The sequence below is a fragment of the Colwellia sp. E150_009 genome (assembly GCF_053543955.1).
This window is the reverse complement of the sequence record NZ_JBHFOM010000039.1, coordinates 1-12,298: the sequence shown is the minus strand read 5'-3', so window position 1 is coordinate 12,298 and position 12,298 is coordinate 1. Positions and strand designations below refer to the sequence as shown.

The window sequence follows — 12,298 nt, the reverse complement described above, 5'->3', positions numbered from 1 at the left end:
TCCTAGTCTTTTACGCTAAATAAAATTTTAATGAGTTTACCTAATAGGTAATAACATTTTTTTTCTAATCCGACGGTTTTACCACCAGCAGTCATACAGGTTTTATACATAAACAGATGCTTTAATTGGGGGTGTTGATTGTACAAAAATTGATGTTTTTTAAGTAATTGTCTATGGCCTATAAATATTTTTCGGCCATTAGATGAAATATTACCATGACCTTCTCGACGTAAAAATGCTAATGGTTCACTTAAAAAGCCAATTTGTTCACCTGCTTCAACTAGCCTAATGGTTATATCATGGTCTTCCGAGCACTGTATTTCAGTATCAAACCCACTAACTTTTTCAAAAGCACTTTTTTTAATTAGCCATGACGTAGGAACAACATGGCTTGATACTAATAAATCTTCAATGGTTAGCTGCATTGGTTTATTGTTGAATGTTGATATGACTTCTTGTCCAATAAAGGTTTTAATACCTGTATGACAAGAGCTAAACTCTGGTTTTGATTCTAAAAATGAGAGTTGTTTTTCTAGCTTATCAGGTTCCCATTTATCATCTGCGTCCATAAAGGCAATCCAATTACCTATGGCTTTTTTTACTCCTATATTTCTAGCCCTTGCAGGGCCACCATTTTTTTCTAAATTAATCACGTTAATATCGTTATATGAGGCTAAAAAATTTACAGCTTTTTCTCCACATCCGTCAATAACTACAATAATTTCTGTTGCGGGTAGTGTTTGTGCTTTAATTGAGTTGTATGTTTCTTCAAAAAACTCTTCAGCATGGTAAAACGGTATAACAACACTGATAGAAGTGTTCACTTAAAATTCCTTATTACTAAAAAAGTTTATTGATTTACTTTCTGGGTCTTTTACAGGGTCCCAAACAGGCTTAATCATAGTTTTAATTTTGGCGGCAATACGTGTAATAAAATTAGCTGTATTAATAGGTATATGAAGCCAACGACAATATAAAAATATTCTACGCCTAAATACCCAATGATACATGGCTTCTTCGGCATAAAATTTATAACCCCAACGTTTTTCAAATAGTCGAGAAGCTTGCCATGTTAGGCTTTTTTGCCAGCGGAAAAAGAAAAAGCGCATATCGCTATATTCCATGCGTGTACCTAAATTATCAAAAATAACTATTGATTTAGGCTGAGAAAATACTTTGTATCCCATTTTTTTCAATTGCATGGCAATGTCAATATGTTCTCTGATCACCATTTGCGGTAATTCTATTTTTTTTAATATTTCAGTATTGAAAAGTACACCGTGAAGTTCAAACATTTCAGACGGGGTAACTTCTGTTGGAATATCTTCTGGTAGCGCACGTCTAAGGTGTTTTTTCTCAATAAGGTAGTCTTCACCTTCAATAGTTAAAAAGGTAATTTCATTGGTGAATAAATGATTACGTAATGGTGCGCCTATGTCTACGCCTGCTTTTTCTAAGGTTAATGGGTTAACAAGGGCAACGTTTTTACGTTGTGCCACTTCAAGTAATGGCGGCAACCAATTTTCAGTAACGTTAGAATCATTATCAAGAAACATAACGTAGGGTGTTGTTATGTCGTTTCTGACTTTACGCATGGCTTCCATGGGAATGATTAATCCCATTTCAATTATTTCTGCGTTTTCTTTGCTGTTAATTAGTTGTATTAATTGTTTTTTTATTGCTTGAGGGTAGTCAAGATCCAACACTTTTAAATAAAAGGGTTGTGTGGTGACTTGGTATAAATTCTCTATACACTCTATAACGCCTGAATATCTGTCTCTAGGTGTAATAACCACGGTAACGTTAATATTGTCCATTTTTATATCCGTTTTTTATTGAATTGGTAATTATTTCACTGCTTATTTAAATAATCTGTTTAATTATGGTTAGGTATTTATTAACCATGTTATCAATTGAAAATTGGGTGGCTATGCGTTGATAAGCATTGTTACCCAGTAATTTTCGTTTATCTGTTGATTCTAGCAATTCTTTTAGCGCTTGTGCTAGCTTTTCTGGAGAGGCAGGAGGCACTAAATACCCTGTTTCTCCGTCTATAATAATTTCTTTTATACCGCCTACCTTAGTGGCTATTGCTGGTTTTGCCTTTGCTCCCGCTTCGGCAAATACTAAGCCAAAAGCTTCTTCTATTGAGGGCTGTATAAAAATATCACATGCTTCAAGCCATTGGGGGGTATTATTTATTTGTCCTAAAAAAGTAATATGGTTTTGCAGTTGCAGCTTTTCTATTAACGTTAATAACGTGTTTTTTTCAGTTTCACTGCCGTCACCTGCAATGTATAAGTGAATATTTTGTTGTTCATTAATAACAGAAGCTAATGCGGTAATGGTATCTTGATGACCTTTTATTTCACCAAGATGACCAATACTTAATAGTACGGTTTGTGTTTCAGGAATGTGTAAGGTGTTTCGTGCTTCGGTAACTGATGCTTCGGTAGGGGCATCTTCAATAATAGCTCCGCCATGAACCACATGACACTTTTTTTCTGGCAAAGCTAAGTTTTTTGTTAATAATGATAAACGGTCATGCGACACGGCAATATAGTGTGAAAGTAAAAATTTAAGCAGGGTGTTAACTTTACTGGGTTGATATTTACTTAAATCAGAACGGTGAAAAGTACCTATGGTTGGTACACCACAAGTAAAACCAGCAATGCCAGCATACAGCTGGCTAAGTTCGCAATGTGCATGAATAACTTGTATGTTATGTTGCTTTATTAACTTTCGTATTTTTAAAATTAATTGTAGCGCAGAGAGGTTTTTTCGTTCAATTAACACAAGTTTCGGTATGTTAACCCAAGGCTCTGGTTGAGATAAGCATAAAGGTGTTATGTTTTGATTATGTGCGCGTAGCCCCATAACGGTGTCAGTAAATCTTTTGGTTCGCCCCCCTTTTTCTAGGCTTTGAACTATTTCTAAAATCCTCAATTGAGGTTGAAACTTCATACTACTTCCTTGATTTTATGTACATATGTTTGTTTTCTACGTATCAATCATAACTAAACTCAATTATTATACCTTTAAACTGGGTAGTTAGAATATAGCTGATTTATCCAAAAAAGATAAATTAGTTATGGGTGAGTTGTAGTGATAAAAGTAGCACATATTGTAGGTAGTTTAAAAATTGGTGGCGCAGAGCGCTTTGTAATTGATTTATGTGAAGTGCAGAAAAATAATGGCAAACAGCCTATTATTATTTCTTTAGGGCAACCAGGTGAGCCATTAGAGCAGGAATGTCATCAACTAAAGACACCTGTTTATAGTAATAATGACTTGCTTATTGTTAAATTAATAAAGGTTTTTTATCAATTACGCACGTGTAATATTGTACATATTCATTCGCCACATGCGTTAAAGTTTCTTAGCCTTATATTACCTTTTATTAAAGCAAAAATTATATATACCCGACATGGTGCGGCACCATTAACTGATTCTCAATGGATTAAATTACATAAAAAAGCGGGTCAATATATTAGTGCTATTACTTTTGTTTCTCAGGAGGGGTTAGATAATTTTCAACAAACCCATCGGTGGAAAAATATGCCTAGTTATGTCATTGATAACGGTGTGCTGATTCAGCCAATAGCGAAAAAAACAGCCGAAAATATTGGGTTAAGTATTGGTTCTGTGGGCCGTATGATCCCGTTAAAAAACCAAATTGCCTTATTACGGGCAGCAGCATTGTTACCTAGCGCGATACAAGAACATTTAACAATACATTACTTTGGTGATGGAGAGTGTATGGCGGCTTTACAAGCATATAACAGTGAACAGCAATGGCCTGTTAAGGTGGTTTTTCATGGTATGGTTAACAATAGAGATGTTATTTATTCAAGCTTTGATGTTTTGGCGGTAACGTCAGAAACTGAGGGGTTGTCTATGGTGATTATAGAAGCCATGGCGAATAAAATACCTGTTATTGCTAGCAATGTTGGTGGTAATCCTAAATTAGTGATTGATAACGAAACAGGCTATTTGTTTGACTATAACGACGATAAAAAATTAGCACACCTTTTGCAAAAAGTTGCTGAAAATAAGCAATTAATTGACAAGTTAGGTGACAATGCATTTTCTTATATTAAAGATAATTTTTCATTAGAAGCCACTGCGAAAAAGTATGCTGAACTTTATAAAGCGTAAGTTTAAAGCACTAACTACTTTATATTTTTACTTATTAGTAATAGCGGTAGTTGCTGTTTCATTATTACCTTGGTGGCCCTTTTTTCAGGGCTTGACCATTCCTAAATATTTATTGTTATTTGGCCCGCGTTGGTGGTTATTGCTTGTTAGTTTACTGGTGTTTATTTGTTGGCCTGTTTTAAGTAAGCAGAAAAAGTTGTTATTACCAGTGCTTTTCATTGGGGGGTTAAATTATTTAGATTTTCAGTTACCTGCATTAGCACACTATGTTCAGTTTCAGCATACGGCAGAAGATAAAAGTACAATAAAAATTATTCAGGCGAACATTGGCGGTGGCGGTTCTATTTATGAAATACAATTATTAGTAGAGAATGAGCAGCCTGATATTTTGCTGTTACAAGAGGTAAGAAATACTAACTTTTCAGAATGGATTTCACCAGAGTACCAAACCAATTGTAGGGGCGGGCTTTGTATTTTAAGTAAGTTAACGTTTGAAGTAACTGGTCAGCTGAGCAGGAACTTAATTGATGGCTGGGGAAACTTTGCTATGCTGTATAAAATTAAAACAGCTCAAGGTGATTTTTCGTTGGCGAATATTCATATGGAAACACCACGCTCAGTTATTATGAGTTTTATTCACAGAGAATGGGCGCAAACGGCGGCGAATAAATTAGAAGACAATAGACAATATGAGTCATTATTAATTGCGTCATGGGTAGATGCTCAAGAAAAAGTAATCATTGCGGGCGATTTTAATATGCTAGAAGATGAAAATATTTATCAAAAATACTTTTCGTCAATGAATAATGCCTTAGGTAATGCAAGCTTTGGGCTAAATTATACTAAAAAAACGTCGTGGCATGGGGTTCGTATTGATCATCTTTTATTTTCAAATGACTTTGTTTTAAAAGATGCTACCGTGTTAAATTTTATAACAGGAGATCATCGACCTGTTGTTTCAATATTAAGTATTAAATAATGAATGTTAACTCAATAACTTCTATTTTCAGTGTTATCCTATTTTTTATTCTTTATTCTTCGCTTGCGATTGGAGAAAATAATACGGTTTCTTTGGATGTAGCGCTTGATTCTGATACCTCGTTATTACTTTTACCTGTTCCTAATAATACTATTCCATTAAATTCAACCCTGAAAATTCAATATAAAGATATTTCTATAAATTCAAAATTTCATGTTGTAACGCTATGGCCTAATACTCAACCTAACGCATACATTAGAACCTTATTAATTGATTCAGTTGATCTTAAGGGGTTTGTAGGGAAGCTGTCATTTACTTGGTCTGAACTACCCAATGTTAATGTGCAAGATGCGGGTATTTTATCTCAAAACATATCACCGTTATTGGTAAGCTTGAGTTCTCAAAAAAAGCGTTTAGTGTACCCTTCACAGCAATGGTTAAGACAAAGCCTATTATTGCATGCTGATAGCAAAGATCACGATACTGATTGGTATGTTTTACCCCAACAAAAATATGCACATTTTATTACGAATAAAAAGGCTTTGAAAAAGAAAGGTTACCCTCCTACAAAGGCGGGGCAATGGTTATATGACAGACCACAAGCGCTTTATCAGTTGTATATTATGACAGAAGATAAAGCATGGCTTAATGAAGCAAATATGGCGGTGGACTTTTATAAACAGCATATTGATGACCAAGGACAATTTACCTTAATTAAGCGCTTTGATCCTAAATACTTAATGCCAAGAGGTTTAGCGCTTCAATATTTGTTAAGTGCTGATAATAGCGCACTGGAAGCGTTAACTAAGATATTTCAAAGCTCATTAGGTTGGGATGAAGAATATTCATTGTCTCGTGGTTTTTGGACTGAACGTAATCAGGCTGCCGCACTTAATGTAGCGGTAACTTATTGGGAGCTTACAGGTAGCCAAGCAGCATTAAGTAGAATAAAAGAGATAATAGATGCCACAATAAGCATGACATTTAGGCCTGAAAATGACTGGCCACTAAGAGGTTGCCCACAACATGGTTTTAAGTCGCATGAAGGCTGGGGTGATGACACAGCAGCCTGTTCTCCGTGGATGATGGCTTTATTAGGTGATGCTTTATGGCGTTATTATAGATTAACAGGCGATGAGAAATCAGCGGCATTGATTGATGCTTTTGGCGATTTTATTTTGAATTATGGTATTTATTTTGGTGACAAGCGTGTTCATAAGATTGTTATTCCTAAATATATCGTGTCAATGGACAACCCAACTCAAGAAGAATTGAATCAATGGTCAGACCCTCAGCATGCTTGTGATGTGGCTGCATTGCTAGGAAAATCAACCTATATAAAAGAGCAAAAGAAACAAGATAGTTTTATGGTTAAAGAATTGTTTAGTTCGCTTGTGCACCAGTGCAAAGGCTCTTACCGTAAACTTAACGCTGAAAAAAAGGTGACAAAATATTGGTCAGTCATGCCACCTCGTCGGTTTGCTTGGATGTATTCTTCAACAAGTGATTTACCGTGGTTAGTTGTTCATTTGTTGAAGTGATTGCCATGCATTGTTATTTTTTACTGAATAATAAAATGCCATTGCAGGGATGTTGTTCCTTGACCCGTTAACGCTTTTTTGAGTCGTTCTTTTTTAAACTGCCCAATGCTTGCTATTTGTTTGCCGTTAATAACGTAACTCATTGTAATATTTGCTTTTTGTTTGCCTTTCTGAATGCTAATAATTTGTTGTTGGTTCAGTGTTTCTGTATTTAAAATATGCCAACCTTCAGGTATTAAATTGTTATCATAAAATGTTGGTTTGCCTTCTAATTCATTGCCATGAAAATGATAAATTAAATGTACGTTATCAGGACGTGCTGTTTTTACCTCAAGTAACGAATAATGAAATATAGTCGGTTTTATCGTTAGGTTTTGTGCGTTATCTTGTTGAATTTTTTCTGGTGAATTCAATAGATATGCTTGCTTTAAACCAGTAGAAGAAATTATTAATAGCGTGAACAAAGCTGATAGTGCTAACCCATTTAGTTTATTTGGCTGTTTTTGTGTTGAGCTGCTTGTTGTTGTTACATTGTTACTTTCTTTATCCGTAAGATAGCTACCAAATTTAAAGAGTAACAACATAAATGGTGCGTATAGATACCAGCCAAACATATTATGGTCGGTCATTAAATCGCTGGTCATTTCAGTTTGGTGGCCAATAATAATTAAAATAGCAATGCGTAACCAGTTGGTTACTAGTGCGCCTAAAATAGCAACCAAAGCAAAAATAGCGATGTTTTTAATGTTGCGAAGGTGAAGAAAAATATATAAAGAGCTAATAGCTAAAGAGGTGAGTAAATAGCGTAAGCCACTGCATCCTCCTGCAATTTCAAACACCCCCGAAGGTATGTGTACAAATTCATCTTCAACAAAAACAGGGATACTGGTAAAGCTCATTAAGAAATTTACTGCAATAACCGAAAGGTTTTGCAGAGGAATAGTAAGAATACCCCACACAGGAATGAGAAAAATAAAATAAAGTGCAGGAAAAATTAACTTTATACTAAACTTAAATAAAAAGTTAATGCTAGCGCATAGCAGCATTAAGGTGGCTAACCAATACGCCAAGGTGATTTGCGCTGTAGATGCCACAAAAAGGCTGTAGGCCGAAAAAAGCAATAGGGTTAACGCAAACCAAGAAAGTTTTTCTCTAAATTGTAATTCGTTGTTTTCAAATAACGTATAGTACAAATAGAGTACAATAAAGGGTATTAGGTATGCGTGCGAGTAGGTGCCATCATCAAAACTGTAACGCCATAAAGTTACCATAATAGGCGCATTGAATAGGGCAACGAGTACAGTAATGAGTATGATACTAATGAGTGGAATAAAAGAACGTTTGAATACGTAAGCTTCCGTTTTTTTTATATTCAAAATATTGACCTTGCTGGTATTAATTTAATTTGGGCTGAATTTTAAGCGCTTGTATTTGTTCATAGTATAACTATTTTTGTGTTATTGTCGTTAATATAAGCATTTACAAATAAATAATATAATAATTTAGTGGATAAATCTCCAAAGGAATAAAGATGAATTCTAAAAAAAGTTTACTACCCATAGTGTTTTCTGTTGCTTTAGCGGGGGGATTAGTTAGCTGTAGTCAGGATAAAACGACAGAAGAATATTTAAATGACGCCCAAACTTATTTGCAACAAAATAAAACAGCAGAAGCAATTATTAGTCTTAAAAATGTGCTGAAAGTTGACGCTAATGATGTGCAAGCGCGTTTTCTGTTAGGTAAATCATATATTAATCAAGGTAATTGGTTAATTGCAGAAAAAGAACTGAGTCGTGCCAAAAAATATAATTACGATATTGAGTTGGTTTATCCTTTATTAGCTGAGGCTTATAGCCATTTAGAAGATGGTATTGGTATAGAGCAGCTTTTAAAAGATATTGTTGACAATAAGGCGCTTGAGCAAAGTTTACGTTACTTTTTGGCTGTGACTTATATCTACGAAGGTGAAGAAATTTTAGCATTAGGTGAACTTGATAACGTGGTTGGGTTGGATGTTGACTCGGTTTACGGGCAGTTAGGGCAAGCATGGCTTTATACTTTAAGAAAGCAATTTGATGAAGCGATAGGTGTTGCCGATAAGTTGATTAATAGTGACGGGTACGAATCAATAGTTCTTGATTTGAAAGCTAAAACGTATTTTACCGCAAACAAAATGGAACTTGCCGCAAATAGCCTTAAAGATTACTTGCAATTAAGGCCGTTAGATAATCAAAGTAGACTTATGTATGCTATGGCTTTAGCGGCGTCTTCAAATTTAGCTGAGGCTGAAAAGCAAGCTGATTTATTTCTAACTATTTCCCCGAACAATCCATTGATAAATATGGTAAAAGCGCAAAGCAGATTAGTGGCCGAAGATTATGCTGGAGCTAAACAATTTGCAGAGGTAGCGCTGAAAAATAAAGGTGATCTTACTGGGGCGGCAATTATTGCAGGCTACAGTTATTATAAATTAGGCCAACCAGAAAGGGCTTACAGCCATTTAAAGAAAATTAAAAACCAATTATCTTTGCTACACCCAGCACGAAGATTGCTAACCGCAATAAGTATAGAGCTAGGGTATATTGATGAATCATATGAAGATATTGAAAATGCAACAGATGGAGAGCTAGATGCTAGCTTTTTATCGCTATCTTCTAGTCAGTTATTCAAACAAGGTGATGTAGATAAAGCAGCAAATGTACTTGATAAAGCGCAACAACTTGAGCCGTTAAACGGACAATTAGCTTATCAACAAGGGCTTCTTAAAATGTCAGTGAATGATCCTGAATCTATTCGTTTTTTTGAGCAAGCTATAAAGAGTAACCCTGAATCAGAACAAGTTATTTCTTTGCTTATTATGGAACATTTAAAGCAAAAGAATTTTGATGAAGCTTTAAAAGTGGCGCGCTCTACTTTAGACAGTAATTTTGTTTTGTCTAAAACGTTAGAAGGTGTTACTTATAAAATGCAGGGAGAGTATGCGCTTGCAGAAAATGCTTTCAATGATATTTTAAGTAAAGATCAAGAAAATATTCTTGCGCTATTTAATTTAGGCAACATTGCTGAAAGCAAAAATGATATAGCCACCGCTATTAAGTTATATTTAAAAGTGCTCACAATAGACACTTCAAATGCGCCAACTATTAATGCTATTTACCGTATTGGAAAAACTGATGAGCATAAAGCATTAGTAAATGAAAAGCTGACAGAGTTAGTTAAAAATAGTGAGTATTCACCTAACGAGAGCCTTATTTTGTTAGGGTTCTACATGCGTGATGAAAAAGTAGCAGAGGCTACGTCAGTCTTAACCCAATCCCTTGACAAAAATCCTGAGAGTTTTCCATTACGCATTGTTGAAGCTAGGTTATTAGCATTTGAGGATAAAGGTGAATTAGCGCTGAAAAAATTAGACCAATTGTTAATTTCATCTCCAAATGCTTTACAAGCAAGAAAGCTTAAAATTGCGATACTGAATGCTAGAAAACAAAATTTTGATACAGTTCAAGAACAAGAGCTTATTGTAAAAATGGGGTTAGGTGGCAATAACGAAGTACTCAATTTAGTGTTTTTATATATTCAGAATAATAATTTAGAAAAAGCTAATCAATTATTCTCTAAATTGCCTGATATGTCTAATATTTCGCCTAAGTATGAGGTTATTAAAGGAAAGCTTGCTTTTATGAAGGAAGACTTTACGCAAGCCATTCATTATTTAAAACCCGCTTATGAGAGAATACCTTCGGCCCCTATTTTAATTGATCTTGTGCAAGCAATGCAGAACACAAATCAGGCAGACGAAGCACTCGCGTTAATTGTTGGTTTTGAGAAAAATAATGAATTAACGATTGAGTTAATACTTAAACAAGCTGAGTTATATACCGAAAAAGAGCCAGACAAGGCATTGGCAATATATGAACGCTTAGCCAAAAAAACCAATGAGCATTATGTTGTACTGAATAATATTGCCTACGTGTTATTAGTACAGAAAAAACTACCAGAGGCACTGAGTTATTCGAAAAAAGCACTTTCGAAAGCTGAAAATGTTCCCGCTGTTATGAATACCTATGGACTTATTCAGCTAGAAGCGGGAAATGTTTCTGAAGCCGTTCAATATCTTCATAAGGCTTATAAAGCGAATATAAATAATCAAAACTATCTTGTTCATTATATACAGGCGTTATTTGTTGATAAACAGTATAGCTTGGTAGATTCATTACTACTTAAAGTAGATAAAAATATGCTGAGCAGTGAGTCGTTAGCAAGGTTGGCAATAGTGCAATCAAAGTAAAAAGAATAAGTGATTAACGCTGTAAGTTTAACGACTGTATCGCGGAGTTTGGTTGTCAGGTTTTTTTACATCAGTTTGAGGTTTATATTATTGATTATTTAAAAAATGCAATAATATCAATATGTTGTTTGTTTTGGCATTAAAGCTGCATAGTGTAAGGGAGTCTGTTTACACATAATAAATTTTTGGTTACCGCAAAAAGCAAGTTAACTAAAATAAAGCAGTTTTTAATTTATTTAATGGAGAATAAAATGAAAAAATTTATAACATCAATTGCTATACTAGCTAGCTTGTCAGGTACTGCAGTTGCTGATCAAATCTCTTGGGATGCAAGCTGGGGTGCAAGTACACAAGGCGGCGTTCAAGTTGCTGACCCTGCAAACACTAATTTCGGTTCTGATCCTATTGAAGAGTTCGTATTTGCTTATAACTCACAATCTTTAGTTACTGATAATGGCGATGGTGTATTATCTGTAGGTGATACCATTCACTCGTACGGTGGCTTTGGTCCTGCTGGTTTTAATGCATTACCTAGTGGTTTAGATACATTAGGCCTAGGTTCACTTGCTAATAATAACGTTGGTAGTTTCATACCTAACCCAATTCCAACTATGGATGGTTACGGTAGTGATTATTTGTTTACCTTTTTCTTCAATGACTTAATGGGAACGTTTGACGGTACTGATTTTGCTTATACTTCAGGTACTTTACAATTTGGTCTTGTTTCGTTAAATGCCGCTAATACTGGTTTAGCTGTAGGTTTTCATAACTTATTTGACTTAAATATTTCTTCAGGTGGTGCTGAGAATGTTGGTGGTCAATCTAAGCAAGTATTTACAGGTACTGTAGATAACTTTGCTAATAATGCAGGTGATGATTTTTCAATCAATCATGGTGGTTCAGAGATGACATTAAGCGAATGGGCTGCTTTAGGCGATGTTCGTTGGTCTTCTAACCAAACAGTAACTGCTGGTTTTGCTGGTTTCCCTTCAGCGCCATTAGATATCGTTTTTGATAACAATGGTCAAGCTATCCTTGCTGCAAACCACACTGGCCGTATGAGCATGCAAGTTCCAGAGCCTGCTTCTATTGCAATTTTAGGTTTAGGTTTATTAGGTCTTGCTGGCGCACGTCGTCGTAAGTCTTAATTAATAACTAGAATGAAAAAACCGCCAACTGGCGGTTTTTTTATGCCTGAAAATCTGGTGTTTTTGTAGGGCGTAATTTATTGCGCCACTTTGTAGAATAAATTCTACCCTACCTTGGCTAGTGTTTTTGTAGGGCGTAATTCATTGCGCCACTTTGTAGAATAAATTCTACCCTACCTTGGCT

Annotated in this window: 9 protein-coding genes; 5 read left to right on the top strand and 4 right to left on the bottom strand. The window is 35.1% G+C overall.

Going from position 1 to position 12,298, the window contains the following annotated elements:
* Positions 1 to 2: 2 nt before the first annotated feature.
* The 3 genes from ACE1OF_RS15120 to ACE1OF_RS15110 are packed head-to-tail and all read right to left on the bottom strand — an operon-like array spanning position 3 to position 2,964.
* Positions 3 to 824 (bottom strand): glycosyltransferase family 2 protein, encoded by an 822-nt coding sequence (locus ACE1OF_RS15120; RefSeq protein ID WP_448895485.1) that lies wholly within the window; start codon positions 822 to 824, stop codon positions 3 to 5.
* Positions 825 to 1,817, bottom strand: coding sequence for a glycosyltransferase family 2 protein (locus tag ACE1OF_RS15115; RefSeq protein ID WP_448895484.1), 993 nt, complete (start codon positions 1,815 to 1,817; stop codon positions 825 to 827).
* A gap of 46 nt (positions 1,818 to 1,863) precedes the next feature.
* Positions 1,864 to 2,964, bottom strand: coding sequence for a glycosyltransferase (locus ACE1OF_RS15110; RefSeq protein WP_448895483.1), 1,101 nt, complete (start codon positions 2,962 to 2,964; stop codon positions 1,864 to 1,866).
* Between the two features lie 141 nt (positions 2,965 to 3,105).
* Here ACE1OF_RS15110 and ACE1OF_RS15105 point away from each other — a divergent pair, with 141 nt between their 5' ends.
* Genes ACE1OF_RS15105 through ACE1OF_RS15095 form a run of 3 tightly spaced genes read left to right on the top strand, consistent with a single transcriptional unit; the run spans position 3,106 to position 6,678 of the window.
* A complete protein-coding gene (locus ACE1OF_RS15105; RefSeq protein ID WP_448895482.1) occupies positions 3,106 to 4,158 on the top strand; it encodes a glycosyltransferase family 4 protein in 1,053 nt (350 codons plus the stop codon).
* On the top strand, positions 4,136 to 5,137 hold the full coding sequence (locus ACE1OF_RS15100; protein WP_448895481.1) for an endonuclease/exonuclease/phosphatase family protein: 1,002 nt from the start codon (positions 4,136 to 4,138) through the stop codon (positions 5,135 to 5,137). The genes ACE1OF_RS15105 and ACE1OF_RS15100 overlap by 23 nt, the downstream gene beginning before the upstream one ends.
* Positions 5,137 to 6,678: a hypothetical protein gene (locus ACE1OF_RS15095; protein ID WP_448895480.1), complete on the top strand. Its 1,542-nt coding sequence runs from the start codon at positions 5,137 to 5,139 to the stop codon at positions 6,676 to 6,678. Before ACE1OF_RS15100 ends, ACE1OF_RS15095 begins: the two co-directional genes overlap by 1 nt.
* A 20-nt stretch (positions 6,679 to 6,698) precedes the next feature.
* Here the strand turns inward: ACE1OF_RS15095 and xrt are convergent, their stop codons facing one another.
* Positions 6,699 to 8,054 (bottom strand): exosortase, encoded by a 1,356-nt coding sequence (xrt, locus tag ACE1OF_RS15090; RefSeq protein ID WP_448895479.1) that lies wholly within the window; start codon positions 8,052 to 8,054, stop codon positions 6,699 to 6,701.
* A gap of 155 nt (positions 8,055 to 8,209) precedes the next feature.
* Between xrt and prsT the strand changes: the two genes are divergently transcribed.
* Positions 8,210 to 10,966, top strand: coding sequence for an XrtA/PEP-CTERM system TPR-repeat protein PrsT (gene prsT / locus ACE1OF_RS15085; protein ID WP_448895478.1), 2,757 nt, complete (start codon positions 8,210 to 8,212; stop codon positions 10,964 to 10,966).
* Positions 10,967 to 11,217: 251 nt separating this feature from the next.
* Complete coding sequence (locus tag ACE1OF_RS15080; RefSeq protein ID WP_448895477.1) at positions 11,218 to 12,114, top strand: PEP-CTERM sorting domain-containing protein; 897 nt, start codon at positions 11,218 to 11,220, stop codon at positions 12,112 to 12,114.
* Positions 12,115 to 12,298 lie beyond the last annotated feature (184 nt).

What these genes read in the sequence shown, in the direction of transcription:
- ACE1OF_RS15100 (WP_448895481.1), top strand. Translation starts at nt 4,136, where the DNA reads ATGCTGAACTTTATAAAGCGTAAGTTTAAAGCACTAACTACTTTATAT.
- ACE1OF_RS15080 (WP_448895477.1), top strand. Translation starts at nt 11,218, where the DNA reads ATGAAAAAATTTATAACATCAATTGCTATACTAGCTAGCTTGTCAGGT.
- prsT (WP_448895478.1), top strand. Translation starts at nt 8,210, where the DNA reads ATGAATTCTAAAAAAAGTTTACTACCCATAGTGTTTTCTGTTGCTTTA.
- ACE1OF_RS15095 (WP_448895480.1), top strand. Translation starts at nt 5,137, where the DNA reads ATGAATGTTAACTCAATAACTTCTATTTTCAGTGTTATCCTATTTTTT.
- ACE1OF_RS15110 (WP_448895483.1), bottom strand. Translation starts at nt 2,964, where the DNA reads ATGAAGTTTCAACCTCAATTGAGGATTTTAGAAATAGTTCAAAGCCTA.
- ACE1OF_RS15115 (WP_448895484.1), bottom strand. Translation starts at nt 1,817, where the DNA reads ATGGACAATATTAACGTTACCGTGGTTATTACACCTAGAGACAGATAT.